Genomic DNA, 25,552 nt, shown 5'->3' on the forward strand with positions numbered 1-25,552 from the left:
CGAGAAAGGGACAATTCGTCATGGACGTGACGCACGAGACACTGGTGGAGGCGGCGAAAAGCTGGGGGCTCTTCTATCTCATCGGATTCTCGATCTGCGTCATCGTCTACACGTTCTGGCCGGCTAACCGCGACCGTTTCGATCGCGCCAAGAAGGCGATTCTCGACAAGGATGATCAGCCATGGACGTAGAAGAAGTCGATCCAATCAGCGGCCGGAAGACCACCGGGCATGAGTGGAACGGCATCAAGGAGCTCGACACCCCGGTTCCGCGCGGAGTGCTGCTTTTCCTCGTCATCACTCATGTCTTCGCGCTTATCTGGTGGGTTCTGCTGCCCACGTGGCCGCTGGGCACCACCTACACCAAGGGCCTGCTTGGGATCGACGAGCGCGACGTTGTCGAGGAAAAACTAACCGCCGCGGCTGCCGCCAGAGCGACCTGGGAGAACCAAATCGATACGCTCTCCTACGACGAGATAAGGGCGGACGAACGCCTTATGGCGACGGTGCGCTCAACCGGCCATCAACTCTTCGGCGACAACTGCGCCGTTTGCCACGGCGTCGACGGAAAGGGTCGCAGCAACTATCCGGATTTGACCGATGACGACTGGCTTTGGGGCGGCGGACCGGAGGATATTGAGCAGACCCTGAGGGTTGGCATCAACACCAGGCACCCTGAGAGCCGCGTCGGGCAGATGCCCTCGTTCGGACGCGACCAGATGCTCGAACGCAATCAGGTCCGTGATGTCGCCGCCTACGTCTATTCGCTCACCAATCCCCAATACTCCACGCCGGAGAACATCGGCCGGATCGAGACGGGCAGAGAAGTGTTCCTCACCACTTGCGCCGCCTGCCACGGCGAAGACGCGAGAGGCAGCCGGGAGGTCGGCGCTCCGAACCTGACCGATGCCTATTGGATCTATGGCGGCTCGATGCAAACCATCATCGAGTCGGTCCATGGCGGACGCCAGGGCCACATGCCGACATGGGACGAGCGGCTGACACCGGCGGAGATCAAGATTCTGGCCCTCTATGTCAACGCGCTGGGCGTGGAGAAGCCGTGATGACGAAGGTTGTTGCCAGACGAAGCAGATCGACGCTGGCCTGGTGGGGCCTCGTTGCTGCGGCGATTTTCCTCGGCGCTAACGCCCACATGCTTTACGTCGCGATCGATAGCGATCCCGGATGCGTCGCCCACCTCAAGGAGACGGGGCCGACACCGGGACAGTACAGGGCCGCAAAATCATCCTGCTGACGGCATGGTGTACCCGTGGAGAGACATATGTCTGGAACTCGAAAGTTACAGCGTTGGGTAGGCGAGGTCTCAGGAATAGAGGAGACCTGGAACCCGAAATGGCAGCGCCATTTACCGGCCCAGGCGCCCTTCGAGTGGTTGGCGAAAGGTTGGCGTGACCTGATCACTTTCCCGATGCTCAGCCTGACCTACGGGATAACCGTCTTCGTCGTTTCCTTCCTGATCATCTGGCTCCTCTTCGCGACCGGACGCGACTATTTCTTGTTCCCCGCCGTTGCAGGTTTCATGATCATCGCGCCGCTCCTCGCCACGGGCCTTTACCTGAAGAGCTCGCGCCTCGAGCGCTCCGAGCCGGTCACTCTTGGGAGCATGCTCCGCGTCAGACCGGTGGCCGGGGCCCAGGTGTTCTTCACGGGGCTTCTGCTCTGCATGCTCATGCTGCTCTGGATGCGTGCGGCCGTGCTCATCTATGCCTTGTTTTTTGGAGTTCGGCCGTTTCCGGGCCTAGGGCATGTCACGCAACTGCTTCTGACGACGCCGACCGGTTGGGCCATGCTTGCAGTCGGCATTTTCATAGGCGCGCTTTTTGCGGGCTTTTCCTTTGCTATCAGCGTGTTCTCCATCCCGATGCTTCTGGACCAGCGCATCGATGCGTTCACGGCAATGGGGATCAGCGTGGCGCTTGTCTGGAACAATCTCCGTCCGATGCTCGTCTGGGGCGCGATTGTGCTTGGACTGTTCCTGGTAAGCGTCGCCACCGGGCTGATCGGTCTGGTCGTGATCTTCCCCTTGCTCGGGCATGCAACGTGGCACGCCTACAAGGCGGTGCACTAGTCATGTCCTGCTGTTCCGGGATAGCCGTTGCAAGCGCTGGGGCCGCTCCTCGGACGAGCCCGCAGGCTGAGGAGATCCGGCTTGCGAGCCGCGATCTCGGCGACGGCCTTCGCCAAACCGTATTGGCGCTGCCCGACATGCATTGTGCCGCCTGCATCGCTGCCGTCGAAGGCGTGCTTAGGAAACTCCCCGGCGTGGAACTCGCACGAGTGAATCTGTCCTCCCGGCGCGTGACCATCAACTGGCGCGGCAATGACGACGAGAGCCCGGATTTCACCGCCGCACTTGTGAAAATCGGCTATGCCTCGCATCTGGCCTCCATTGAGGAGGACACCCAGGATCCGGTGCTTTCTTCCCTTCTAAAGGCGCTCGCGGTTGCCGGCTTCTCGGCGATGAACATCATGATTCTCTCGGTATCGGTCTGGTCCGGGGCTGATCCCGCGACGCGCCATGCTTTCCATCTGATCTCGGCCGCGCTCGCTCTGCCGGCGATCGTCTATTCCGGCAGGATTTTTTATCGCTCGGCGTGGGCGGCGCTGCGGCACGGCCGCACCAATATGGACGTTCCGATCAGCGTCGGCGTTCTCCTTGCCTTCGCCCTGAGTGTTTACGACACCCTTCACAACGCGGCTTATGCCTATTTCGACGCGAGCACGTCCTTGCTGTTCGTCCTGCTGGCAGGGCGAGCACTGGATCACCTGGTGCGGGGCAAGGCGCGTTCCGCCGTCGGAGCGCTTGCGAGGCTCGCGCCGCGGGGCGCCAATGTGATCCGGGCGGACGGCGCGATTGATTACGTCTCGCTTTCCGAGATCAAGCCTGGCATGCATCTGCTGGTCGCCGCCGGCGAGCGCGTGCCGGTCGACGGCGTTGTTGTTAAAGGCGCCTCGGAGCTTGATTGTTCGCTCGTTTCAGGGGAGAGCGAGTGGAAGCGTGCAGCGCCGGGAAGCGCATTGCAGGCGGGAGTGATGAACCTCGCCAATCCGCTGACACTGGTGGCGACCGTATCCGCCGACGGTTCTTTCCTGGCCGAGATGACCCGCATGATGGAGGCTGCCGAGAGCGGGCGCTCCAATTACCGCCGAATCGCTGATCGCGCCGCAAGCTTGTATGCGCCCGTCGTGCACGGTGTCGCCCTCCTTTCCATGTTCGCATGGCTTTACGGAACCGGAGATCTCCACAAGTCAGTCAGCATTGCCATCGCCGTGCTGATCATTACCTGCCCATGCGCCCTTGGACTTGCCGTGCCGATGGTACAGGTGGTGGCGGCACGGCGCCTCTTCGAACGCGGAATCATGGCGCGCGACGGGTCCGCATTCGAGAGACTGAACGAAATCGACACCGTACTCTTCGACAAGACCGGGACGTTGACCTTCGGCGAGATGCGTCTGGTCAATGCGGACGACATTGAGCCCCGGCTCTTGTCTCTGGCCGCGGCGATGGCGAGGGTCTCGCGGCATCCCGCCTCCGCGGCCATTGCCATGGCGGGCGCAGGACGGCCCGGGTCCCCTCTGGAGTTCGAGAGTCTGGAGGAGGTTCATGGCTGCGGAATCGAGGGGCGGGCAGGGAATGCGGTCTACCGTCTCGGGCGCCCGTCGTGGGCGTCGAATGCAAGGCAGGTCGACCTGGGAGCGGCGTCAGTAGCCGTGCTGTCGAAGGACTGCGAAACGATAGCGGTTTTCGCATTTGAGGACTCCATCCGTCCTGGCGCTCGAGAGCTTGTACAGACACTCCGCTCCGCCGGCTATTCACTAGCGATAGTTTCAGGAGATGCCCAACCCGCGGTTTCGTCCGTCGCCAAGCAGTTGGGCATCGAGAAGTTCTCGGCCGAGCTACTTCCCGGTGAGAAGGTGAAGGCCATCCGGTCATTGGCCGAGGCGGGCAGCAAGGTGCTGATGATCGGCGACGGTCTCAACGACGCGCCGGCTCTTTCCGCCGCACACGTGTCGATCGCCCCGTCGTCGGCGACGGACATCGGACGAAGCGCGTCCGATTTCGTGTTCCTTGGTCACAGCCTGCTGGCTGTCCGAGAAGTCATCGAAGCCGCGTCCAGGGCCGATGTGCTGATCCGCCAGAACTTCGGAATGGCAGTCGCCTACAATATCGTCAGCGTGCCCTTCGCAATCGCAGGACTGGTCACGCCGCTCGCTGCGGCGCTGGCCATGTCCTTGTCCTCGATCGTCGTCGTTGGAAACGCGCTGCGCCTCCGTGCAAAGGTTAGAAAGGGCCCGCGCTTTTTCCGGGCGACCAAACCAGTCACGGCAAAGCCATGAACTATCTTGCCGTTCTTATACCGGTGGCATTGGCGATGGGCGCTGTCGGACTGCTGGCATTTCTCTGGTCGCTGCGTGCGGGTCAATATGAGGACCTGGACGGGGCGGCTGAAAGAGTCCTGTTGGACGATAAGGAAGACGAAGGGCCGCCGGCGGACCCGGCCAGGGACGGAACCGCCAGCACAGGCCAGCGTTCTGGACCGAAAGAAGACGATGAAGCGACGCTGCACCCCGGAGGATCCAATGCCAAACACGGATGAACACATGGACAACCGCTCCCCGGAGCAAGCTGTGGAGAGGTCAAGTTCGAAACAGAACGACATGCCGGACCGCCAGATTGATCCTTCGGAGTCCGTGACCTTGTTTGCAATTGCCCTTGGCGCGATCGGCGGTCTAGTCGGCCTCGTCGCCGGGATCACTCTCCTGTCGAATTCCGGACTCGGGGCCGCTGTCCTCAATTGTCTAATTGCAGTCCTTGCTGGTGGGTCTGCGGGGATCGTCGCCGGGGGGACGCTGGGAGCGGCGATCGGCATCACGCGCGGCATCCGGGTGCCTAGACAAGTCGGGCCTTGATCACCACGGCTATCGCGTCGCTTGAAACCGGACCTATTGCGACGCTGGTTTTATCGCTGTTGCCAAAGCGTCGGCGGTAAACGCCAATCGTTAGGGCGAATGCGGCCAGCTGATCCGCGAATAACTGCGCTTATCTCTCCGACCCCGCGTTTGTTGATCTGGAACAAGGATTGTTCCAACAGGCTCGTCTATTTGCTGCATCGAGTGCTGCGCCCGAATGGAGAATGGACGATGGCGAGACGACGAACGGGATTGAGCCGAGGGCTGGCGCTGGTCGCCGCCTGCATGCTCGTCCTGCAGTCCGTTGTCCACGCTTTTGCCGGTCAAGGACCGGTTGTCCGACAATTGGATCCCTTCGGCGATCCCCTCTGCATTACGGGGGCAAGCCACTCCGACACTGACCCTGGCGGCCGCGATCACGACAGGCTGGCCGAGTGCTGTATCCTCGGATGCGGCCTGTCCTCAGCTTTGCCTGCAGCACCTGGCGGTCTCGCGTCGGTTCCTGTAACGCCGCGGTCTTCAAGCGCTGTCCTGCCCCCATCCTGCGAGCTGTTGGTTCGCAGAAGCGACCATGATCCCGGCTGTCCCCGAGCTCCGCCGCCGACTGCCTAGATCGCGTCGAGCGTGTTTTCCCACGCCGGAAACTTCCTGGCGCCTGGACCAACGTTAGTCGAGGTGCGGGCTATCCGAACTTCGTGAACTGCGGGCTGCTGTCCAGTCCCCAACTCAACCCCTTCAGCTGTGAAGCGGACCGGCGACGCTGGTCCTCGCGAACCCCGCCGACGCGAGCCGGCATTCGATAAGGAGAGAAGTCCAATGCTAAAGAAACTGGTGCTGACCGCCCCCCTGATTGCCGTTGGTGCGGGAGCGGCGATCGCTCACACCTCGCTCGAAACGAAGGAAGCTCCGGTAGGCGCGAGCTATAAGGCCGTCTTCCGCGTGCCGCACGGCTGCGACGGGAAGCCGACCAACGCGGTGCGCGTCCAGATTCCGGAGGGCGTTATTGCCGTTAAGCCGATGCCCAAGCCCGGCTGGACCCTGGAGAAGGTAAGCGGCGCCTACGAGAAGTCCTACGACAACCACGGCACCCCGACGAAGGAGGGCGTGAAGGAGGTGCTGTGGAAGGGGGGCCATCTGGGAGACGACGAGTACGATGAGTTCGTAGTGCGCGTTTATCTGACGTCGGACCTGCCGGCGGGCAAGGTGCTCTATTTCCCGACCGTGCAGGAGTGCCCCGACGGCGCGGCTGAACGATGGATCGAGATCCCGGCAGAAGGCCAGAGCGGCGACGATCTCGAGTTTCCGGCTCCCGGTGTAAAGCTCCTCGAAAAGGCGGGCAGCCACTAAAAACAATGAGAGGCGGAGGGAAGCGTGCACTCGAGGCGCGCTTCCCTATATGGCTGACGGAGATTGGCATGATCAACCCGCGCTTGGAGGGACGCCGATGCCACGCCCCGGCTCGCATGCTGGCGCTTTCGGTGCTGGCCTGTTCCGCATGGCTCTGGCTCGCCGCAACGGCCTTCGCGCATGCATCGCTGGTCGAGACCAACCCGGCAGACAACGCCGTGCTCGCCGAGGCGCCTGCGGCGTTTTTGATGACCTTCAGCGAGGTGATCTCGCCGCTCTCCCTCAGACTGGTCGGGCCGCACGGCTCGAGCGTTAGCCTCGAACACTACGAGCTACGCGATCGAACACTGAAAATCGAACCACCATCCAGACTCGTCCGGGGCACGCATGTGCTTTCCTGGCGTGTGGTCTCCGAAGACGGACATCCGATCGGTGGTTCGGTGATCTTCACGATTGGGGCGCCGAGCGCAACGCCTCCCGCAGCCGCAGTGGGCATAGACTGGGAGGTTGGCACGGCAATATGGATGGCAAAGCTCGCCCTCTATCTCGGCCTCTTTCTAGGAATTGGCGGGTCGTTCGCGCTGTCGTGGCTTGGAAAGGGCGAGCGCTCCGGAACCGTGGCCATTCACATCATTCTCGGCGTCGGACTCGTCGGAGCGCTGCTGTCTGTCGGTTTCCAGGGTCTCGACGCGCTCGCCGTTCCTCTTCGGCGCCTCGTGCATTTGGCTACTTGGCAAGCTGGAATGAGCACTAGCTTCGGCCGGACCTCCGTCGTCGCCGTTCTTGCATCTGTGATGGCGACCTTTGCGCTGGTCGCGAAGGGCGGCTGGGGGCGCCTTCTTTCTCTGGCTGCGCTCAGCGGGACCGGTCTGGCACTTGCGCTGAGCGGCCATGCCAGCGCCGCGGAACCGCAATGGGTTACGCGCCCGATGGTCTTCCTTCACGGCGTCGGGATTGCGTTCTGGACAGGAGTGCTTACACCGCTGGGACTAGCGCTGGCACGTCGCACACCAGAGTCTGCGGGCATGCTGCGCCGCTTCTCTACCACGATCCCGCTCGTTCTCGCCTTGCTGATCGTCGCTGGCATGGTGTTGGCCGTGACCCAGGTTCGCAAACCGGCAGCATTGGTTGAGACCGCCTACGGGGCGGTCCTCCTCGCCAAATTGGCTTTGTTTGTTCTGCTTCTTGCTCTTGCGGTGTTTAATCGCCTGCGGCTGACGGAGCCGGCAGAGCGACGTGACGCACCGGCTGCAGGGCGCCTCGCTCGGTCGATCGCCATCGAAACCGTCGTCGCCGTCTTGATCTTCGGCGTAGCCGCAGTATGGCGGTTCACGCCCCCGCCGCGCGCATTGGAAGTTGCCGCTTCCCGACCTGCAGCCGTTCATCTCCATGCAGCGCGAGCCATGGCGAATGTGCGGCTCTCGCCAGGCCGTGTCGGTCAGGTGGCGGCATTCATCGAGGTGTTCGGCAAGGACGGGCAGGTCCTCGCGCCAAGGGAGGTGACGCTCGTCCTTTCCAATCCCGCGTCTGGCATAGAAGCGATCCGGCGGCCCGCGCAGCCCGCCGGGGAGAGAAACTGGCGCGTCGATGGTCTCGTGGTGCCCTTGCCCGGCGCTTGGCATGTGCGGCTTGATCTCCTGGTCTCCGATTTCGAGCTCGTGAAGCTCGAGGGCAAGGTTGGAATCCGGCCCTGAAGATGCCCCTTGCTTAGCTTAACATCCACTGGGGGGCGAAGTCTCGAGCGGCCAGGACGCCGTGTTCGACAAGACATTCGGCAAGCCACTTTCCTGCAGGCACAAAGGCGCGCGTGCTCTCTCTCTGCGAAAGCACAATTCTGGAGCGCGACGTTGAAAAGCACTGTTTGCGCAGGCGCAAAGACGTGCGGACCAAAATTCTGCACAAGGAATGTCGAATTCAGGGACGCGAATTCGGCGCGATACTGGCTTCGGCCAGCGGAATCCAAGCACACACCTGGGAAGAAACACGGCAAAGGAAAAGCTCATGACGGAAATAAGCCTCGACAACACTGTGTCAGCAATCGCAGCAGAGCTGCCCGGAGCCGCGCAACTATTCCGGGGACATGACATCAGCTTCTGTTGCGGCGGCGACGTCCGACTCTCGGAAGCCGCCGTTAAGGCGGGTCTCGCACCGTCGGCGCTGCTTGCAGAGTTGCAATCCCTCGTCGTGGCCGCAAGACGAGATGCACCTGCGCAGACATCGGACCTCATCGGACACATCCTGGACAGATATCACCAGACGCACCGTGCGGAGCTCGCCTGGCTCATCCCGCTCGCCCAGAAGGTGGAGCGGGTGCACGGAGACCACCGCTCTGCACCGATCGGGCTCTCCCAGGTTCTTGAGCACTTGCGGGACAACCTTGAGAGCCACATGATGAAAGAAGAGCAGGTCCTCTTCCCGATGATGCAACGCGGCGGCAGTGCGGTGATCGCCCATCCGATCATGCGGATGCGAGACGAGCACGAGGAGGAGGCGGAGCATCTCCGGACGATCGAACATGTGACCCATGGGCTTTCGCTGCCGCCAGACGCCTGCGGCTCGTGGACCGCGCTTTATACGGGACTGCGCAAGTTCACCGACGACTTGATCGCGCACATGCATCTCGAGAACGCCGTGCTGTTTCCGCGCTTCGAAGACCAGTCCCAGGCGGCCGTTTGACTTACGAGTCGACCGATTGGGGTTCCATCTGGCGGGCGCCATACCGACCCCTGTTTTTTCTCGCGGGACTATGGGCGCTTGTCGTGCCGATGGTCTGGCTCCTCCCGCAACAACTCGCACCGGACAGGGTCGAGTGGCACAGCCGCGAACTTGTGTTCGGCATGGGGGGAGCTGCGGCAGGGGGCTATCTGCTGACGGCCCTGCCGGCCTGGACGAAGAGGGGGCCCGTACCGCCGGCCGCCACTATGATCGCTACCGGCCTATGGTGCGCCGCCCGCCTGACTGGCGCGCTCTCGGAGCATCTACCCCTAATCGCTGCTGCGATCGGGGTATCGGCCTATTTCGCGTTCCTGACGTCGATGCTGATCTGTGGCGTCGTGGTCTCGGGGGCGTGGGATCGGTGCTGGGCGCCGCTTGGAACAGGCGCGCTTGGCATAAATGCCTTGGCTAGCATCGGCGATGGCCCGAGTCCCATGCCGCTGCTTTATGCCGCGCTGATCGTTCTTATAGGCGGGCGCGCCGTCCCCGCCTTCACCCGCTCCTGGCTGGACCGGGCAGGGGGAGGGAGGTCCCTCCGCAACCGGCGGGAGCTTTCGCACCTGGCGGCTGCGGGCATTCTCGTCGCGACCTGTCTTCATGGCGCTTGTCCGCCCACGCTGCCAGGTCTCCTGCTGTTGTTTTCGGGCGCTGTGCTGCTGTGGCAGATGAGCGCATGGCAGATCCTGGAGACCCGCCACTATCCGTCCTTGTTCATCCTGCATGTTGCCTTCGCCTGGACACCGACGGCGCTCATTCTCGGCGGTCTTTCAGCTATTATACCCGACCAGGTTCCAGCAGATGACGCCCTGCACGCGCTGACGATGGGCGCGATGAGCACGATGATCGCGGCTTTGATGATGCGGCCAGCCATGGTCCGCGACGGCGAGTTCCTGATCCTCGGTCGGGCCATGGCGGTCGCGTTCTCACTCGTGTCGCTCTCGGCGCTGCTGCGGATTTCCGGCGGCTGGTTGAATGAAAACGCTTTCGACACCGTCGCTGCTGCCGCAATCTGTTGGATGGCGGGGTGGACGCTCTTCCTCGTCGCATATTTTCCGGCCATGAGCGGTCCTGTTCCTAGACCCGCGTTCAGCGCCGCACTCGGCAATAAGGTCGAGCGTGGCAACGGCATCACGGCCGCGGAAGGGGTTTCTATGTCCGCAGAGCACCAAGGTGCCGGTGCTTGAGAATGCCCCTCCGATTAGATGTATCTTGCAGGAGAGAGTCATGCAGGTTCAACGAGATCAAAATGGAGATTTCACATTCGACCCCGCTGCGCTCGCGGATCGTTTCCAGCTCTCAAGCGACGACTTGCGTCGGAACATCCGTAGGGGACTCGTCACCAGCACGGTCGAGCGCGGCGAGGGTGAAGACGCTGGCACGTGCCGCTTGCGCGTCAAAATCGGGAACCGAATATGGACCGCAATCCTGAACAGCGAGGATCGCGTGATCAGCGAAGAAGTGACCTTTTATCGCGCGAGCTCGCGAACTGAGATCACGCAGACCTCAGACGCATCTTGACCCAGACCCTTCGCAGCGCAAGCCCAGCCGCAGCCAGTCCGAAGGCCGGCCCCTCGGCCCTTGGGAGAAACCGCTTCGTCCGGTGCTGCCCTCACTCGGCGAATAAATTGGGACCGAATACTTCGTAGTGAATATGCGCTTCGGAAATGCCAAGACTGAGCAGCTTGTCGTGCTGCATCCGCATGAACGGAACCGGTCCGCAGATGTAATAGTCGGCCTCCTCGAGGAGAATGCTGTCCCTGATCTTCTCGACGTCGACCAATCCGGGGAAATCGTAGTCATGCCCCTCGATATCCGTCGGCAGGGGCTCGTTGTAGAAGATGAACAGCTTGAAGTCCGGGTAGGTACGGGAGGCTTCCTTCAGACGGTCACGCATCGCATGCACTGCGCTGTTTCGTGCGCCATGCACGAACACGACCTTCCGCGGCGGTGTCTGGAGCGCCTTCTTCAGCATACTGACCATCGGCGTCAGACCGACTCCGCCGCTTATCAGAACGATCGGCGTCGTCGCGGTGACGTCGATGTAGAAATTCCCGTAGGGAGCGGCGAGCTTGAGTTCATCGCCGACATTGACATCATCGTGCAGCAAGGACGAGACGTAGCCGGGCGTCCCCAAGCCGCCATCTTCTCTCTTGACGGAAATGCGATAGCTGCGTCCGTTCGGAGAATCCGAAAGGCTGTATTGGCGTATCTGCTGGTACCCGAGCTTTGGCACATGCACCGCGACACTCGTGTATTGTCCAGGCTCGAAATCCGCCACCTGTCCACCGTCCGCCGGCTCCAGCACGAATGAGGTGATGACATCGCTCTCCGGGTGCTTCTCACGGACGATAAAACGACGCCAGCCGGTCCAACCACCGGAGCGTTCGTCCGAGCGCTCATAGAGCTCACTCTCCATGCCAGCCAGAATATCCGCCAGATTGCCATAGGCCTGTTCCCAGGCTGAAATGATTTCATCTGTCGCGGCATCTCCCAGCACCTCCTTGATCGATGCAAGCAGATGTTCTCCGACGATGGGGTATTGTTCCGGTCGCACGCCAAGGCTGGCGTGCTTATGGGCGATATCCTTCAGCACCGCCGAAAGGCTCTCCGGATTTTCGATGTTGGCCGCATAGGCGTAGACGGCGCGTGCGAGCGCTTGCTGTTGCTCGCCCCTTTCCTGGTGCGCCATGTTGAATATGTTCTTGAGTTCCGGGTGCGCCTGAAACATCCGCTTATAGAAATGCTGGATGATCGCATGCCCGTGCTGCGCGAGCACTGGGGCCGTGGCTTTGACGATATCTTTGGTTTTCTGGGTCAGCATTTGGGGCTCTCCTTTGGCCGCTGAACGGCTCTTCAAACCGGGGCGCTCTGACTGCGCCCTGTTCAAAATACGAGTGCAGCTGTCTCGGCTGCACTGACTGTGCATCATTCCGCTGACGCTGACGCAGACCTTGAATTCTACTCAGCAACAGAGCGGAATTGCGCGGATTGAGCTTCAGATCTTGTCGTTTTCGGACCCCCGGATCTTTGGGCCACCGGCGTCACGCACGGCCGCACCGCTCGTGCGCACCCGAAGTGGAGATCATATCAACGGTCAGTTCCGAATGGTGCTCGCACGCGATGCGGACAGCCGAACTGCCCATAAGGCTGAAGGCGGTTGAGAAGGCGTCGGCAGCCGTCGCAGTCGGGGCTACGACGCTGACCCGTCGATAGAGTCTTGGCGTTGCCCCGCTCAGCGGGTCGAGAATATGGCCGAACCGGCCGGAGCCGCCGAACTGGAAGCCGTCCGGGCTCGAGGTCGCGACGGCCCTGTTGACGAGGTTCAGTACGCTGTCCGGCGTGCCGGCATCTTCTCGCGTCGCAAGTCCGACCCGCCACGGCCGACCGTCGTGCTGCGCCCCGATGGCGCGTGTTTCGCCCATGCTGACGAGACTGTTTGCCATACCCGCATCCTTGAGTAGGCCGACGATCCGGTCGGTGATGTAGCCCTGCGCTATGCCATTGAGGGTCAACGCCATTCCCGGTCGGGAGAATACGACGCGATCGCGGCTGAACTTGAGCTTGTCCATGCCGACGCGCGACATTGCGCGCCTCTTCGCGGCCTCCGGCGGTCCCGCAGGATCAGCGTCGCTGGCGGAAAAGTGCTCTGCATAGAGCGTCCACAGAGGCTGAACGGTGGGGTCGAAGGCTCCACCAGTCGCCACCCAGAAGTCATGGCTCGCCTCGAGCAGGTTCACCAGATCCGACGGCGGAGCGGCAATCGCTCCGGTTCGGTTCAGTTCGGAGAGGACGGAATCGCTCTGGTAAAGACTGAACACCCTCTCGAGGCGCGACACCTCGGCAACGACTCGGTCTATGAGCCGCGCCGCGGCTGCCTGGCTCTCTAAGTTCAGGATCAGTGTCGCGGGCGCGCCCAGGGCGCGGCCTCTCCACGTCAACGCGGCCACTGCGGCTTCGGCACGTCCGCCAAGGTCCAGCAGCGGGAGTCCGGCGGCAGCGGCCATGATGCAGATCGCCCTGCGGCGCGTAATCGGGCTAACCACGAGTTTGAGCCTCCCCATGGCTCTCGGTTTCGATTCCCGCGCCGTACTCGGAGGCCCCGGTCCCCAGTACATAGTCCGCGGGAATTTGCTCGAATCCGGTCACCCGGCCGCCATTCCTTTCAGCGAAATCCCGTGCAGCGCGTTCGCTCGAAAACGGCACCGCCTCCTCGGCCCCCATTCCGCCCCTTACCTTGCTGCCGATGACGTAGAACGCCTTTGTCGCGTCGATCCAGTTCTGCGCTCCCGGCTCCCCCCAGCTCGGCGCTGCGCCCATGTCCGAAACATAGATCGCGGCGACGTCCTTGGGTTCCTCCGGTAACATCGTAAAGGCGACGGTGTCCCGCGCCGAAGAAAACCAGATGGGTTCGGGGATGTCCTGCAGGATGATCTGGCCCTTCGGCCCCGGATGCTCGAGGACGTTCATGCCGCAGTAGCGTCCCATTGCATCGGCCGTGAGCGCATAGGGGGAGGGCATCGTCGCATCCTCCTCCTTCTGGCAGCCGGCAAGGACAAGCGTTGCGGCGAGGATGGCAGTGGCGACCGTGAACCTCATAGCTCCCTCCTTGAGAAGATCAACGTGGCGAATCCCAGCGGTGCGAGCGTCCAGAACCCGAACGCTGCAAGCAGAACGGGCGCGGAAAGGCCGGTGTGGTCGGCGACGCCTCCCAGGGCCGAAAGAGCGCGTGCCCCACCGGAACCGAGATTGAGCAAGCGATAGACGTCGGTCGGGTTGGCGAGCAGGAGCAGGTTGAGCAGCCCGGTCGGAATGGCCAGCCCTTGCGCGGCAACGAGGCCGCCGAGCAGCGCCATGTCGTAGATCAACACGAAGAACAGCCAGATTCCAATCGCGATGCCCCCGGCCGTCGCGCGCTCCCTGGCCATCGAGCTTATAAGATAGCCGATCGACGCAAACACGGCCCCAAGGAGGATCGAGGACGCGATCATCGACCCGAAGGCCCGCCAGCTATCCGGTCCGACAGCGCTTCCCGTCGCGACCAGCGCGGCAGCAGCCGCGCCGTAGCCGAAGAGCGTTGCGAAGGCGAGTATCGCCAGATGACCGAGGAACTTCCCGAAGACGACCTCACGGCGTCCGATAGGATAGCTGAGGAGAAGCAGCATCGTTCCTCGCTCCATCTCGCCGACGATCGCGTCATGCGACAGCAGGAGGGCGATCAACGGCACGAGGAAGATGGTGAGGCTCGAGAGGCTGACGATGACGACATCAAGCTTGTCGACGCCCACGCTACCGGTCGGCACGCTGCCAAGGAAGGACAGCGTCAGGGCAAGTGCGGTCAGTAGCAAGGTGGTTGCCAGTACCCACCGGTTCCGCATGCCTTCCTGGATCTCTTTCCCGGCGAGGGTGAAGATATTGCTCATTTCGTTACCCCACCCTTGAGAAAATGCGCGTAAAGGTCATCAAGCGTCGGTTCAGTGATCGTCAAGCCGGAGAGCAGCGCAGCATCTGCGGTGATCTCATGCAGCAGCGAGATCTTGCGGTCCGAGGAAACTTCCGCGTCGAGGACGCCGTGCGGGCTGCGGCACCATTTCATGCCGCCGTTCAGCCAGGCAGGCGTGGCGTCGGCCTGGGAGAACGTCAGGTTGATTCGCGTCGGCAGCCGGGCGATGCCACGAAGCTCCTCAAGTGTTCCGTCTGCGATCTTCACGCCTTTGTTGACGATGATCACGCGATCGGCCCGGCCCTCGAGTTCGGTAAGGGCGTGCGACGAGAGCAGCACGGTGGTGCCCTTCGCCCGCAGTTCGGTGATCAGCTCGTAGAAGTTCCGCCGCAGGGCCGGGTCGAGTCCGCTAGTGGGTTCGTCGAGCAGCAGGATCCGTGGCGTGCCGAGCAGGGCCTGCGCCAGGCCCAGACGTTGTCGCATGCCCTTGGAATAGGTCCGGACGGGCCGGTCGACGGCTTCCTCGGCTAGCCCGACGCGCTCGAAAAGATCGCTGGCGGCTGCACAGTCCACCCGCTTCAGCCGTGCGTAGAAGCGCAGAGTCTCCCGCCCTGTCAGCGCCATGTTGAAGGAGACGCTCTCCGGGAGATAGCCGAGGCGTTGACGTACCGCGAAGTCGCCCGTCGCCGGGTTCTCTCCGAGGACACGCACCAGACCCTTTGTCGGCCGGATTAGGCCGAGCATCAGCTTGATGAGAGTGGTCTTGCCGGCGCCGTTATGCCCGACGAGCGCGACGGTTTCGGCTGCTCGCAATCCAAAAGAAATGTCCCGCACTACGGTCGAGTTTCCGTAGCACTTGCTGACGTTGACTATCTCGACTGTCCCGGTCATTGCACAACCTTCCTGTCTGCCGGCACCATCAGCGGGTGGCTGTCGACGACGCCGCCGGGCAGGATCGCCGGAAACTGCGCCTGCGCCCAGCGGATCACCTGGACGGCGGGGCTAGTGGTCAGCAGCTTTGCCTGCGGGGAAGTCCATAACACCTTGTCGATTAGATCATTCGGTCTGTAGGGGCTATCGCCAACACCGTCGCCGTTGAGGTCGAAGGCGGGGTTGTCGCTCCAGTAATTGCCCCGTCCTTCAGACGACCAATCGAGGTGGCGCGTACCAACATACTTGACCTGATTTCGATTGTTGATGAAGGAGTTGCCACTGATCAGGTTGCCCTCCGAGCCTGCGGTGAAGTGGATGCCGATCGCGCAGCCCTCAAACACGTTGTTCCGAAAGCGGTTCTTGTTAGCATTGTAGATGAAGACGCATTTTTCCGGCCCAAGTCGGCGGCCTTCATCTACTGTCTGGTTCTCGTCCTCTGCCTTCCGAACGCCGTGTTCCGAGGACCGCGCCTTCAGCCAGCGGTCCGCCGGCTGAAGGCGGCCGACGACGATGTTGCCGGTGATCCGGGAGTTGTTCGCGTAGTTCAACAGAAGTCCGTGGTCGCGATCCCCGTCCGAGCGATTGCCTTTTATCTTGAGGCGGCTGGAATACATGATCGCATAGCCGACAGCGTTGCCCGTCGAGACGTTGTCGCTGATTTCGCTGTCGTTCGTGTACATGTAATGCACTGCGAATCGCAGTTGACGAAAGCGATTGCCGCTGAAGACATTCCGCTTGCTCGTTTTGCTGAAAATACCATCGCGCCCGTAGCTGACGTCATTGTCGACGACCCGCGCGCCCGGCGCGTTCCAGACCGATATGCCGTCCCCCGCTTCGCTGATCCTGCCCTCGCGCAAGCCGATGATCCGGTTGCCGAGCGCCCAGGAGTCTCGTGCACCGTGAAGATAGATGCCGACGAGATTGCCGATGATCGCGTTCTTCTCCACGCGCGCTCCGGTCGCCGTCTGTGCCACGAAGATGCCGGAGTCCATTCCAGAAAGGTCCTTGCCCGAGCCTCTGATTTCGAGGCCGCGGACGATCGACTGCGGCGCCTTCACGGTTATCACGCTGCCTTTGCCGTTGCCCATGATAAGGGCTCCGGGTTCGCCTTCGAGCGTCAGCGTTTTGCCGATTGTAACCGGTCCCTGATGTTCGCCTTGCAGCACGATGACGTCGCCGGGCGAGGCGCGGTCGAGCACAGCCTGGAGCGGTAACCCGTCGGCAGCCTTCCGAATCGTCGCGGCCGAGACGGGACAGGCGAGGATGACGGCGGCAAGCGCCGTCATCCCGAAAGCCGATATGTTCGACCGAACCATCAGGCGCCCTGCGCCTCCACGAGCATGCGGCCCTTCATTTCCATGTGCATCGCATGGCAGAACCAGGTGCAGTAGTACCAGTAGACCCCCGGCCTGCTCGCCTTGAAGGTGACGGAAGCGGTCGCTTGCGGTGCCACCTCCATGTTGATGCCGTAGTTGACGATGCAGAATCCATGCGTGAGGTCCTCGACCTCGTCGATATTTGTCACATAGACCGTGACCTCGTCGCCCTGCTTGACGGTGAAATCTTCCAGCCCGAAGGCCGGGGCGGCGGACGTCATGTAAACGCGGACCTTGTTGCCGTCTCGGATGACTTCCGAATCGACCATCAGGTCGATGTTGTCGGCCTTAGCCTGGGCGACCGCATCGGCGAAGAAAGGATCGGCCCTGTTCCAGACATGGACGGGGTTGATCTTGGAGGCATGGACGATCGTCGCGTCATGGGGTTCGGCAAAGGTCGGGTTGTCGTGCACGAGTACCATCTCGTCGCCCGAAATGTCGATCAGTTGGTCGTTTTCCGGCTTGAGCGGGCCGACGTTCAGGTAACGGTCCTTGGAGAACTTGTTCAGCGAAATTAGCCATTTGCCGTCCGCTTCCTTGGTCTGCCCCATGGACGTGTGGTTGTGGCCGGGCTGGTAATGGACATCGAGCTTGTGGCGAATGGGATCGACCTTCTCGCCCGCATAGGCCCGCTTGGCGTCCTCGATGTTCCATTTGCAAATTTGGCTGTCGATGAACAATGTCGTGTAGGCGTTGCCCTTGCCGTCGTAGGCGGTATGCAAGGGACCGAGACCGAGTTCCGGCTCGGCGACAACGGTGTCGCGGGGCTGGATCTTGTCATCGAAGAGATCATCGAACTTGCGTACGTCGAACACGGTCACGGTCGGCGAGAGCTTGCCGTTCGCAACGACGTGGATGCCGTCGGGCGCCGTGTTGATGCCGTGCGGACTGTTCGGCACGGGCACGTAGCGCGTGTAGGGCGAACCCTTGCGGCCGTCCAGCACCGGTACGCCGCCGATTTCCTTGTAGTCGCCCTTTGCGACCGCCTCCTCAATCCGCTTCAGGTTGAAGATGACGACCCAGTCCTGCTCGCTCGCCATCATGTCCGCCAGGGTAAAGCCCTCTTCGGAGTTGTAGCAGGTGGCAAAGCAGTACTTGCCCTGGTAGTCGGCGTCGACGTTGTCGAGGTTGCCGTCGACCATCACCTGCCAGGCGACCTCCATCGTCTCACCGTTCACGGCGGTGAATATCGCCTGGTAGGAGTTCTTGTCGCCCATAGTCTTGCCGTCATTCGGGACTGGCACGGCGTCCTCGCCATTGCAGAAGACATACCCGGTCTTCGGATATTTCTGGACCCGAAGCCCGTGGACAGTGTGCTGGTTCGGAAGCTGGATGATCTTGTCGCACTTCATGACGTCGAGCCGAATGCGGCAGACGCGGGAGTTGGATTTGTCGTTGGCGTAGAGGTAGCGCCCGTCATAAGTGCCGTCGGTGAACGACGGATGCGGATGGTGAAGGTCGCCGTTCAGGTAAAGCCCCCCCTGATCCTTCAGGAACTCGACCGTTTCCGGCAGCAGCCCCTCGGTCATGATCTTGCGGCTTTCGTTGGTCTGGCCCCAACCGGTGGCACTGCACCGGTTGAAGACAGGTATCCGCATCATCTCGCGCATCGAGGGTGCGCCGAGAATACGGATTTCGCCCGACTGCCCGGATGAGAAGAACACATAGTATTCGTCGAGCTCGCCCGGTTTTACTTCGTAGCTTCCGTCGGAAGCCGCCTGCGCCTTGGCCGGGGTCGCAGTGCCGCCAGAAAGCGTCAGCGCACCGCCTGCGCTCATAGCACCGGCTGCCGCCATGAAGGCGGTGGTGCCGAGGATCTGTCGTCTGTTCAGACGCATCTTGGTTTCTTCATTTGACATTGTGCCTCTCCTTGGATGTTGGCTTCAGACGGGATTTTCCGGCGCCGTTTCAGTCTTTCTGATCGGGGCACCCTTGTGTGTCACGACGGTCTTCGACGGCACTTCCCCCCGGGAAGCCGGGGTCGAAAGCGCCATGAATTTTTCGCGCTTCAGCCGCACCTGGATCATGTGCGGACAGCGCTGATCGTCGTGGTAAAGCTCCTGGCAATGCATGCAGTAGATGCATTCGTTGACGTTGATGGCACCCTCCGGATGGATGGACTGGACCGGGCATTCCTTGGCGCAACGCTGGCAGGGCGAACCGCATTCCGGCCACCGTTTCAGCCACTCGAACATGCGGATCCGGCCAGGAATGGCGAGTGCAGCGCCCAGCGGGCAAAGGTAGCGGCAGTAGAACCGTTCGATGAAAAGGCCGGCGGCGAGCACGGTGAGCGCAAACACGACGAAGGGCCATTCGCGGGCGAACTTCAGGATGATCGCCGTCTTGAACGGCTCCACTTCAGAAAACATCTCGGCAAGCGCGAGAGAGTGGAGCGACAGTCCGAACAGGCCGAGGAAGATGATGTACTTGATCGGCCAGAGACGCTCATGCAGGCCCCAGGGCACTCTCACCTGAGGCACCTTCAGCAATCGCGCGACATAATTGGTCAGTTCCTGCAGGGCGCCGAACGGACATAGCCAACCGCAGAAGGGGCCACGCCCCCAAAACAGCAGAGCAGCGGCCAGGCTGCCCCACAGAAGGAAGACCAGAGGTGCGGAGAGAAAGAACTCCCAGTGGAATCCCGTCATCAGGGAGTTAAAGAATGTCAGGACGTTGACAACGGAGAGCTGAGCGTTCGCGTACCAGCCGAGCCACACCAGCGTGAAGAGCAGATAGCCGCGTCTGACCCAGGCAAACAGCGCCGGCCGCTTCACCAGCCAGTCCTGGAAGAAGAAGATCAGCGTCAGGACGAGCACGGCGGCTACCGTGACCGCCACCGACAGCCGGTTCATGTCCCACATTTTCACCCAGAGGGGCTGCTCTTCCGCAATCGGGTCAGCGGGTGCGGCCTTTTCGGCGGCGCTGACCGGCGGTGCCTGTGCGGTGGCTGTCTCGACGGTTACAAAGGCGTCGGGGAGGGTGTAACCCAGATTATAGGGCAGAACGGCCTTTTCGCGCCCGCCGGCACTTCGCTGCACCAGCAACTGGAGCTCCCAGGGGGCGGTTACATCAAAATCGAACTCTGCCGGAATCACAAATAGGGCGATTTCGCGCAGCCGCGGCGCGCCGACCGCCGCGAGCGCCGGCAGCCTCGTATGATAGCGGTCGCGGAACCGGAGCCCCTGGCCCTCCTGGAGCAGTTCGATGCGGTCAAAAATACCGCCCCGAACGTAGCCCGAACCCTTGAACGAATAGGCGCCATCTCCCGCGACGATTATCGCTTCCTCTCCGGGTTTCAGCTTATGGCGCATCTGCTCGTAACGAGCATCTCCAAGCAGCGACCTTCCGATTGCCGGCACGCTCACCGGCGCGACGAAGAGATCTATGAACCTGTCGCCGGGGTTGTGGGTCTCGGGCCGGCCTGCGGCGGCTAGCTGACCGGCCTGCCGAAACGCTTCGGAAACCTCGCCGACTGTCAGCCGTAGACTTCGAACGGAGCCGTCCCCGATCAAGGTCCGCCAGTCGCTCGTATCCGTCTTGTCAAGATCAAGCTTGCGAATCTCGGTGGTGGATCCGGCCGCCGTGCCAACATCCCTACCAAGCCTGCCGCTGCGGATCAGCTTGACGGAGGAACGGACGATGCTGTCGCCCATGACGAGGACGGTTACGGTGGCACCGCTGACGATATCGACTTGCGGGGGCCGATCGGCCCCTGCCGAGACGCGCCCGAGGTCCTTGCCGATGAGGGCATTGACCGAGGCGACGACCTTCGCTTCCGGAATGCCTATTAGAACGATGGGTTCCTTATGGTCGACAAGCTTAAGCCCGCGTACGACGCCTTTCGGATCGATTCCAACTACGACATGGATGGGCTTGCCGGAATAGCCGACGGAGCTTGTGACGTCGGAATTGAGATACGCGTAACCCAGCAGGCTGTCGCCGCGGAAGACGGGTGCGATCGGCGGATCGCCGATGACCTCGCCGAAGCGGGTTGCACCTGGAAAAATTTCCTGCGGCTGCACTTTTTGAAGATAGGTGGAAAGTTGACCCGTGGCCATGCTTGGACCGGCCAACAAGATGGCGATGCAGAGAGCGACGAGGCCGCGCAGAAGGCGTTTGATTTTGTTCTTTTGTATCGCTGCTTGGTACATCTGATTTCCTGGGCCCACGGAGCCACTGCATCGCGGCCATTTCGCACGGCCGGAAATGAATTTCTTTGCGCCAGATCAACTTGATTAACTTCAACTCGGTCCAATGTGTCGAAGGTCCAGAAGACCGAGCTCAAGCTGCGCTACTTGCGCGAGCCACCGGGAGAGCAGGACATGCCGCAAAAGAGAACCGAACCTTGGGTAATGGCGTCGATGACAGAGTTGCTGTCGTTCGCCCGAGCAATGGAGCAGGAGGCTGTCGACGGCTATGTCGCCTTGGCCGCGCGCATGCGCGCCGAAGAACGCCCCGACCTCGCCGCAGTCTTCGACGGCCTTGTGGCGGAAGAGGAGGGGCATCTCGGAAAGGTGGACCAATGGCTAGGCGAGAGAGCGCCACAACCGGTCAACCTCCCAGAACCGTTCTTTGACGACGAGGGGGCGGGCGTTGTCGCTCCGGAGCTGCTGACGTCGTACCGCGCGTTTTCCATGGCCGTGCGCAACGAGGAGCGGGCCTTTGTCTTCTGGACTTATGCGGCGGCGCATGCGCCTTCCGAGGCAATCAGGCAGGCCGCCGAGCGACTGGCAAGGGAGGAACTCGGCCATGTGGCGACACTGCGTCGCGAGCGCCGCCGCGCCTTTCACGAAATGCGCCACGCGGAAGGCGGCTCAATAGGGGACGACTTGCCGACGCTCGAAGGGCGGCTCGCCGAACTGTTGATACGCATCCCTGCGGCTGCACCCGGAGAAAGTGCGGAGCGGTTGCGCGGCTTGGCGAACGAGGCGCAGGAGCGCGCGACCGCCCTAATAGCAACGCCGCCTGGCGAAACGCCTCTCTTGCAGCACGTTCCCGCGAACGTCACCGGGCGGCTGGTCCCGCTCTGCGAATTCCTGCTCGATTGCTATCTCGACCTTGCGGAACACGAAGGCACCGAGTCGGCAAGAGCTCGGATGCAGTCGTTCGCCAGCGACATCATCCGCTGCCTCTATGCAGCACGGGAACTTTAGGCTGCTGCCCGGTGACATCACCGTCACAGGCCCTGGGCCACTCCGGCGCTAAAAGCCACTAATCCATAGACGATTAGCTTTGATTTCGGCGTCCGCTAGTACATCGGCGAAGCGGAGAGGTATTACCCAGACGCTCCGAGCCTTTTTGGTCGGTTTCCTGCGGTGAAGAGGAGATTGATCCGGAACAATGCGCTCCATTCTCCTTTGACTAAATGTTCAGCAATCATCTTCCGCTTGCATTTGTCGGAAGGGAGAAGGCGCAGCCAAAGGAGACCACTATGGGAAACGGGACCGCAGATCTGATGACCCGAACAGGACTTAAAATTCACGTCAGGCCCGTTCGGGCCGAAGATGAGCCGATGCTTGCCGAATTCTTCACCCATGTCACCAAAGAGGACCTGAGTTTTCGTTATCTTGCTGGCCTGAACGAGGTCGGCAAGGAGCGGATCGCGGCCCTCACCAATGTCGATCACGTCCGGACGGAGAATTACTTGGCTTTCGGCGAGAGCGGCGATCCGTTGATCGCCACTGCCATGCTGGCCTGTGATCCCGCATTCGAGCGCGGCGAGGTGGCAATCAGCATTCGCTCGGACTACAAGAATCTGGGCGTTGGCTGGGAGCTCCTCGGATTTCTCTCGCAGGTCGCCGAGGCAAAGGGCGTCAAGGTGCTCGAGTCGATCGAGCGGCGCGAGAACCGTGCGGCGATCGAAATCGAGCAGCAGATGGGATTCACCACCGTGACCGATCCCGACGACCCCACGATCCTCCTCGTCCGGAAGGAACTTAGAGCCGCGTGAGACGCCGCCGCGCTTAAGCAATTTTGTTCGGCCGGAGCATGCTTTCCGGCCGGAGTGCTGACATCTCCGGTCTGGACCACGATACCGTGAATGACTGTGGCAAGTTCAACCGCAACCGCGGAAGCTGGAGCTCGCTCCACTTCCAGACTTGCGAGGACGGCCAGCTTTCTCGGTTGTTCCAATTTCCGCCGTAGCTCGCCGCCATGAGTCAAGCCGGCTGCGACGGCCACGAAACCGTAATTCCCAGCTATCCTTCCGTTCAGCAGAGGCCTACCGACAAGCCGATCGTGAGGGCAGCCGGTTAGTGGCCAGATAACTGATTTCGGTGGCTGCGCTTACACTGTGTGATCGGTGCGGGCGTTGATCCGCGACGATGGACGAGGACTATTTCGCCTTTATGTACGCAACGAGGTCGGCAATCTCAGTACGTGTCAAGGATAGGTTTGGCATGCGGGAGTGGTGCGGCGTAGCCAAGAACGCCGAAAGGCTTCTCTCGTCAAATCGTTCGGATCCACCAATCTCAGCGAATGTCGGAACAGTGTCGGAGCCGCGAACCTGTCCAGGTGTAACGACGTGACACTCGCTGCACCAGCGTTGTGCGATGGCGCGGCCGCGGAGTTGATCGGCCGCGGTGCTCTCGCCAGTGACAATCAGAAGGAGGGCAACAGTGCCAGCACATTGCAGACCACATATTCGCTTCATTGCAGCCGTGTCCTAATGGTTGACCAGCAACTCGTACCAGCTTGGTTGCGATCGATAGATCTCAAGTCGCGTCAGGGTGATTAACTTTCCAAACAGACACATCAGTCGCGGTTACTGCGACGCGCCCGTCGGGCGCGAGCTCCTTGCCATCGAATTTCTTGGACGCGATGTCGCTGAAGACGGTGACGTATTGCTGCAGTCGGCACTCGTTGCAGAGCGGCGGATCGGCGATATCGAGAAGGGCTTCCTTCGTAACAAGAACGATTTCGTCGCCTCCGACGTCTCTTTCCATGATCAGAAGCGCCTCGTCTCCCGATGCCTTCATCATTCCACTGAGCAGCTTCAAGGGCATTTTCGTCCTCCCGGCACGAGTGCGAGTCGAGCCAACCAAAAAGGCGTTCGCACACGGAAACTCCTTGATCAAGCTCAAAGTCGGACCTCCAATCGCGATCCGTTCGAGGCTAAATCAACCGCCCCGTGTGCCGTAATCGTGCATCTCGTCGAGCCAGCGCGCGCGCTTCTTCTCGTCGGCAAACGAGAGGCCGTAGAAGCTCTCGCGAATGGGTTTGATCCCGGCGAAGCCCAACATGCTGCGCTCGAAACCTCGAACGCCATACGCGCCGACATACCACCGGTAAGGAAGCACCGGCATGCCCATGGTGACGATTATGCGGGCGGAGCGCCCGGCAAGCAGCCGTTTGAGAAAGCCGCGCTTCTTGTATTCCATCGCGAAGCCCGGCCTGAAAATGTGCTCGAGGAAGCCCTTGAGCAGGGCCGGCATCGTTGTATGCCAAAGAGGAAACAGAAGGACCCAGTGCTCTGCCCAGCGCATGTCCTCCCGCGATTGCTCCAGGCTGGTTGGCAATGTGCCGGTTTCGAAATCTTCCTGGGTCCGCAGCAGCGGGAACTCGAGCTTGGTCACTTCTATACGCCGCACCTCGTGTCCCGCGGCCGTGGCGGCCTCGGCGTAAGCGTCAGCCATGGCGTGCAGGAGGTGGTGCCTAGCCGGGTTCGGGTGGCCCTGGACAATCGCTATGTGCCTGGTCATCTGCTGCGCTTCGTAAATACCTGAGGCACACCATTGCGTGCCTCTTAGCTGTTCCCTCATGACCGCGTCGACGATACCGCGGGTGCGGGCGAATTTGGCCGAACAGGCGTTCGGGCACCAGATCCCGAGGGCTCCATTGTGCCTGTCTGACCAAGGAAATCGCTCACGGCCTTCTTGACCTTCTCCCCACGCCCAACGAGCAGATGGCCGCCGGTGTCGTAGACGACCAGCTTCGCGCCCGGAATGCTCCTGGCCGCGAATGTGGCTGCGGGGAGCGTGTTGAACAGATCATCTTGGGCCGACACGACGAGGGTTGGAGCGGCGATGTTGTCGAGCGGCAGGCGGTGGAGATTGGGCGCACTGTCGATGTTTATGCCGGGGAAGCGCTGCGAAAGCGGTTCGACGCTGCGGATAATGGCCGTCACCCGATTTCGATCCGTCGCCGCGGCCGCTTCAACGACCTCGGGCGGTACGCCGAGGAAGCGCATGAGAACCGACGGAGCCATCTTTTCTGTGGCCCACCATGCGAAATCGGCGCCGGTATTGACCAGCCAGAAGGCAAATGCGCTGCCGCGACTGCCCTCGACCATCACTGGGCTCTCGGGCGCGTAAGTTCCAGGCACGATCAGAACAAGAGCTGACACCCTATCCGGATGGCGAAGCGCCAGTTCGATCGCCGAGCGTGCGCCTGCCGAAACGCCGACGACCACGGCTTTGTCGATCTGAAGCTGGGAGAGCAGCACCATATGGGCATCGGCCTGGGCAGCCGGCGAAGCATCGGCAGGAATCGGCGTTCCCAGATACCCGAAGCGAGACGGGGCGACCACCCGAAAGCCGCTTCCGACCAGATCGGCAACGTTGGTCAGGCCCTGATCCCATCCGCCACCTGCACCGTGAATGGACAGGAGCGGAATGCCGTCACCTCTCTCGGCATATTCGATGGGGCCGGCGGCCGTATTGGCAATGCGCGCGCCATTGGCGACTGCGGAGCGCGCGCGATCGATGTCATTGCTGTAGGACAGGAAAACCATCCCACCTGCGACCGCGATTGCGATAAAGACCGCTGATAATGTCCATCCGATCCGACCCATGGCCGCCATCCCGGAACTC

The 25,552-nt window shown here is 61.7% G+C and carries 25 protein-coding genes; 14 read left to right on the plus strand and 11 right to left on the minus strand.

What is annotated here, in order from left to right; translation table 11 throughout:
* Positions 1 to 20: 20 nt before the first annotated feature.
* From BHD07_RS13810 to BHD07_RS13865, 12 genes are all read left to right on the plus strand, one after another.
* A complete protein-coding gene (locus BHD07_RS13810; protein WP_100673587.1) occupies positions 21 to 191 on the plus strand; it encodes a cbb3-type cytochrome c oxidase subunit 3 in 171 nt (56 codons plus the stop codon).
* Positions 182 to 1,063: a cytochrome-c oxidase, cbb3-type subunit III gene (ccoP, locus tag BHD07_RS13815; protein ID WP_338280811.1), complete on the plus strand. Its 882-nt coding sequence runs from the start codon at positions 182 to 184 to the stop codon at positions 1,061 to 1,063. Before BHD07_RS13810 ends, ccoP begins: the two co-directional genes overlap by 10 nt.
* Positions 1,063 to 1,254: a hypothetical protein gene (locus BHD07_RS13820; protein WP_127712324.1), complete on the plus strand. Its 192-nt coding sequence runs from the start codon at positions 1,063 to 1,065 to the stop codon at positions 1,252 to 1,254. Before ccoP ends, BHD07_RS13820 begins: the two co-directional genes overlap by 1 nt.
* 27 nt (positions 1,255 to 1,281) lie before the next feature.
* Positions 1,282 to 2,088, plus strand: coding sequence for a DUF2189 domain-containing protein (locus BHD07_RS13825; protein ID WP_338280814.1), 807 nt, complete (start codon positions 1,282 to 1,284; stop codon positions 2,086 to 2,088).
* 2 nt (positions 2,089 to 2,090) lie between these two features.
* Positions 2,091 to 4,358, plus strand: coding sequence for a cation-translocating P-type ATPase (locus tag BHD07_RS13830; protein WP_338280816.1), 2,268 nt, complete (start codon positions 2,091 to 2,093; stop codon positions 4,356 to 4,358).
* Positions 4,355 to 4,618, plus strand: coding sequence for a cbb3-type cytochrome oxidase assembly protein CcoS (gene ccoS, locus BHD07_RS13835; RefSeq protein ID WP_338280818.1), 264 nt, complete (start codon positions 4,355 to 4,357; stop codon positions 4,616 to 4,618). Before BHD07_RS13830 ends, ccoS begins: the two co-directional genes overlap by 4 nt.
* Entirely contained in the window at positions 4,602 to 4,931 is a 330-nt protein-coding gene (locus BHD07_RS13840; protein ID WP_338280820.1) for a hypothetical protein, read from the plus strand. Before ccoS ends, BHD07_RS13840 begins: the two co-directional genes overlap by 17 nt.
* A gap of 816 nt (positions 4,932 to 5,747) precedes the next feature.
* Positions 5,748 to 6,278, plus strand: a complete 531-nt coding sequence (locus tag BHD07_RS13845; protein WP_338280822.1) for a YcnI family copper-binding membrane protein — start codon at positions 5,748 to 5,750, stop codon at positions 6,276 to 6,278.
* A 68-nt stretch (positions 6,279 to 6,346) separates the two neighbouring features.
* A complete protein-coding gene (locus BHD07_RS13850; protein ID WP_338280823.1) occupies positions 6,347 to 7,972 on the plus strand; it encodes a copper resistance CopC/CopD family protein in 1,626 nt (541 codons plus the stop codon).
* A gap of 307 nt (positions 7,973 to 8,279) precedes the next feature.
* Positions 8,280 to 8,954: an iron-sulfur cluster repair di-iron protein gene (gene ric / locus BHD07_RS13855; protein ID WP_338280825.1), complete on the plus strand. Its 675-nt coding sequence runs from the start codon at positions 8,280 to 8,282 to the stop codon at positions 8,952 to 8,954.
* Positions 8,951 to 10,177, plus strand: a complete 1,227-nt coding sequence (locus BHD07_RS13860) for an NnrS family protein (RefSeq protein WP_338280827.1) — start codon at positions 8,951 to 8,953, stop codon at positions 10,175 to 10,177. Before ric ends, BHD07_RS13860 begins: the two co-directional genes overlap by 4 nt.
* A gap of 40 nt (positions 10,178 to 10,217) precedes the next feature.
* A complete protein-coding gene (locus tag BHD07_RS13865; protein ID WP_338280829.1) occupies positions 10,218 to 10,511 on the plus strand; it encodes a DUF6522 family protein in 294 nt (97 codons plus the stop codon).
* A gap of 91 nt (positions 10,512 to 10,602) precedes the next feature.
* On the opposite strand, the gene hmpA is transcribed toward BHD07_RS13865, so the two are convergent.
* The 8 genes from hmpA to BHD07_RS13905 form a co-directional block, all read right to left on the minus strand.
* Positions 10,603 to 11,814 carry an NO-inducible flavohemoprotein gene (gene hmpA, locus BHD07_RS13870; protein ID WP_338280830.1) on the minus strand — a complete coding sequence of 404 codons (1,212 nt, stop codon included), beginning with the start codon at positions 11,812 to 11,814 and terminating at the stop codon, positions 10,603 to 10,605.
* Between the two features lie 220 nt (positions 11,815 to 12,034).
* The gene (locus BHD07_RS13875) at positions 12,035 to 13,036 is read right to left on the minus strand and encodes an FAD:protein FMN transferase (RefSeq protein ID WP_338280832.1); all 1,002 of its coding nucleotides are present in this window, start codon (positions 13,034 to 13,036) and stop codon (positions 12,035 to 12,037) included.
* On the minus strand, positions 13,029 to 13,589 hold the full coding sequence (locus BHD07_RS13880) for a nitrous oxide reductase accessory protein NosL (RefSeq protein WP_338280834.1): 561 nt from the start codon (positions 13,587 to 13,589) through the stop codon (positions 13,029 to 13,031). Before BHD07_RS13880 ends, BHD07_RS13875 begins: the two co-directional genes overlap by 8 nt.
* Entirely contained in the window at positions 13,586 to 14,413 is an 828-nt protein-coding gene (locus BHD07_RS13885; RefSeq protein ID WP_127712335.1) for an ABC transporter permease, read from the minus strand. The genes BHD07_RS13880 and BHD07_RS13885 overlap by 4 nt, the downstream gene beginning before the upstream one ends.
* On the minus strand, positions 14,410 to 15,324 hold the full coding sequence (locus BHD07_RS13890; protein ID WP_338280837.1) for an ABC transporter ATP-binding protein: 915 nt from the start codon (positions 15,322 to 15,324) through the stop codon (positions 14,410 to 14,412). The genes BHD07_RS13885 and BHD07_RS13890 overlap by 4 nt, the downstream gene beginning before the upstream one ends.
* Positions 15,321 to 16,682 (minus strand): nitrous oxide reductase family maturation protein NosD, encoded by a 1,362-nt coding sequence (locus tag BHD07_RS13895; RefSeq protein WP_338280839.1) that lies wholly within the window; start codon positions 16,680 to 16,682, stop codon positions 15,321 to 15,323. The genes BHD07_RS13890 and BHD07_RS13895 overlap by 4 nt, the downstream gene beginning before the upstream one ends.
* On the minus strand, positions 16,682 to 18,601 hold the full coding sequence (gene nosZ, locus BHD07_RS13900; RefSeq protein WP_338280841.1) for a TAT-dependent nitrous-oxide reductase: 1,920 nt from the start codon (positions 18,599 to 18,601) through the stop codon (positions 16,682 to 16,684). The genes BHD07_RS13895 and nosZ overlap by 1 nt, the downstream gene beginning before the upstream one ends.
* Positions 18,602 to 18,625: 24 nt before the next feature.
* A complete protein-coding gene (locus tag BHD07_RS13905; protein WP_338280843.1) occupies positions 18,626 to 20,893 on the minus strand; it encodes a regulatory protein NosR in 2,268 nt (755 codons plus the stop codon).
* A 171-nt stretch (positions 20,894 to 21,064) separates the two neighbouring features.
* Between BHD07_RS13905 and BHD07_RS13910 the strand changes: the two genes are divergently transcribed.
* Together BHD07_RS13910 and BHD07_RS13915 are read left to right on the plus strand one after the other, a co-directional pair.
* Positions 21,065 to 21,895 carry a ferritin-like domain-containing protein gene (locus tag BHD07_RS13910; RefSeq protein WP_324765293.1) on the plus strand — a complete coding sequence of 277 codons (831 nt, stop codon included), beginning with the start codon at positions 21,065 to 21,067 and terminating at the stop codon, positions 21,893 to 21,895.
* A gap of 278 nt (positions 21,896 to 22,173) precedes the next feature.
* Entirely contained in the window at positions 22,174 to 22,692 is a 519-nt protein-coding gene (locus tag BHD07_RS13915; RefSeq protein ID WP_324765294.1) for a GNAT family N-acetyltransferase, read from the plus strand.
* A 763-nt stretch (positions 22,693 to 23,455) separates the two neighbouring features.
* On the opposite strand, the gene BHD07_RS13920 is transcribed toward BHD07_RS13915, so the two are convergent.
* From BHD07_RS13920 to BHD07_RS13930, 3 genes are all read right to left on the minus strand, one after another.
* On the minus strand, positions 23,456 to 23,746 hold the full coding sequence (locus tag BHD07_RS13920) for a hypothetical protein (RefSeq protein ID WP_017272068.1): 291 nt from the start codon (positions 23,744 to 23,746) through the stop codon (positions 23,456 to 23,458).
* Between the two features lie 114 nt (positions 23,747 to 23,860).
* A complete protein-coding gene (locus tag BHD07_RS13925) occupies positions 23,861 to 24,442 on the minus strand; it encodes an NAD(P)H-dependent oxidoreductase (protein ID WP_338280851.1) in 582 nt (193 codons plus the stop codon).
* 56 nt (positions 24,443 to 24,498) lie between these two features.
* The gene (locus BHD07_RS13930; RefSeq protein WP_338280853.1) at positions 24,499 to 25,542 is read right to left on the minus strand and encodes an alpha/beta fold hydrolase; all 1,044 of its coding nucleotides are present in this window, start codon (positions 25,540 to 25,542) and stop codon (positions 24,499 to 24,501) included.
* Between the last annotated feature and the right edge of the window lie 10 nt (positions 25,543 to 25,552).

It is taken from the genome of Sinorhizobium sp. KGO-5, from assembly GCF_036245905.1.
Classification (GTDB): Bacteria; Pseudomonadota; Alphaproteobacteria; order Rhizobiales; family Rhizobiaceae; genus Sinorhizobium; species Sinorhizobium meliloti_A.

What these genes read in the sequence shown, in the direction of transcription:
- BHD07_RS13810 (WP_100673587.1), top strand. Translation starts at nt 21, where the DNA reads ATGGACGTGACGCACGAGACACTGGTGGAGGCGGCGAAAAGCTGGGGG.
- ccoP (WP_338280811.1), top strand. Translation starts at nt 182, where the DNA reads ATGGACGTAGAAGAAGTCGATCCAATCAGCGGCCGGAAGACCACCGGG.
- BHD07_RS13820 (WP_127712324.1), top strand. Translation starts at nt 1,063, where the DNA reads ATGACGAAGGTTGTTGCCAGACGAAGCAGATCGACGCTGGCCTGGTGG.
- BHD07_RS13825 (WP_338280814.1), top strand. Translation starts at nt 1,282, where the DNA reads ATGTCTGGAACTCGAAAGTTACAGCGTTGGGTAGGCGAGGTCTCAGGA.
- BHD07_RS13830 (WP_338280816.1), top strand. Translation starts at nt 2,091, where the DNA reads ATGTCCTGCTGTTCCGGGATAGCCGTTGCAAGCGCTGGGGCCGCTCCT.
- ccoS (WP_338280818.1), top strand. Translation starts at nt 4,355, where the DNA reads ATGAACTATCTTGCCGTTCTTATACCGGTGGCATTGGCGATGGGCGCT.
- BHD07_RS13840 (WP_338280820.1), top strand. Translation starts at nt 4,602, where the DNA reads ATGCCAAACACGGATGAACACATGGACAACCGCTCCCCGGAGCAAGCT.
- BHD07_RS13845 (WP_338280822.1), top strand. Translation starts at nt 5,748, where the DNA reads ATGCTAAAGAAACTGGTGCTGACCGCCCCCCTGATTGCCGTTGGTGCG.
- BHD07_RS13850 (WP_338280823.1), top strand. Translation starts at nt 6,347, where the DNA reads ATGATCAACCCGCGCTTGGAGGGACGCCGATGCCACGCCCCGGCTCGC.
- ric (WP_338280825.1), top strand. Translation starts at nt 8,280, where the DNA reads ATGACGGAAATAAGCCTCGACAACACTGTGTCAGCAATCGCAGCAGAG.
- BHD07_RS13865 (WP_338280829.1), top strand. Translation starts at nt 10,218, where the DNA reads ATGCAGGTTCAACGAGATCAAAATGGAGATTTCACATTCGACCCCGCT.
- hmpA (WP_338280830.1), bottom strand. Translation starts at nt 11,814, where the DNA reads ATGCTGACCCAGAAAACCAAAGATATCGTCAAAGCCACGGCCCCAGTG.
- BHD07_RS13880 (WP_338280834.1), bottom strand. Translation starts at nt 13,589, where the DNA reads ATGAGGTTCACGGTCGCCACTGCCATCCTCGCCGCAACGCTTGTCCTT.
- BHD07_RS13885 (WP_127712335.1), bottom strand. Translation starts at nt 14,413, where the DNA reads ATGAGCAATATCTTCACCCTCGCCGGGAAAGAGATCCAGGAAGGCATG.
- BHD07_RS13890 (WP_338280837.1), bottom strand. Translation starts at nt 15,324, where the DNA reads ATGACCGGGACAGTCGAGATAGTCAACGTCAGCAAGTGCTACGGAAAC.
- BHD07_RS13895 (WP_338280839.1), bottom strand. Translation starts at nt 16,682, where the DNA reads ATGGTTCGGTCGAACATATCGGCTTTCGGGATGACGGCGCTTGCCGCC.
- nosZ (WP_338280841.1), bottom strand. Translation starts at nt 18,601, where the DNA reads ATGTCAAATGAAGAAACCAAGATGCGTCTGAACAGACGACAGATCCTC.
- BHD07_RS13905 (WP_338280843.1), bottom strand. Translation starts at nt 20,893, where the DNA reads ATGTACCAAGCAGCGATACAAAAGAACAAAATCAAACGCCTTCTGCGC.
- BHD07_RS13910 (WP_324765293.1), top strand. Translation starts at nt 21,065, where the DNA reads ATGCCGCAAAAGAGAACCGAACCTTGGGTAATGGCGTCGATGACAGAG.
- BHD07_RS13915 (WP_324765294.1), top strand. Translation starts at nt 22,174, where the DNA reads ATGGGAAACGGGACCGCAGATCTGATGACCCGAACAGGACTTAAAATT.
- BHD07_RS13920 (WP_017272068.1), bottom strand. Translation starts at nt 23,746, where the DNA reads ATGCCCTTGAAGCTGCTCAGTGGAATGATGAAGGCATCGGGAGACGAG.
- BHD07_RS13925 (WP_338280851.1), bottom strand. Translation starts at nt 24,442, where the DNA reads ATGACCAGGCACATAGCGATTGTCCAGGGCCACCCGAACCCGGCTAGG.
- BHD07_RS13930 (WP_338280853.1), bottom strand. Translation starts at nt 25,542, where the DNA reads ATGGCGGCCATGGGTCGGATCGGATGGACATTATCAGCGGTCTTTATC.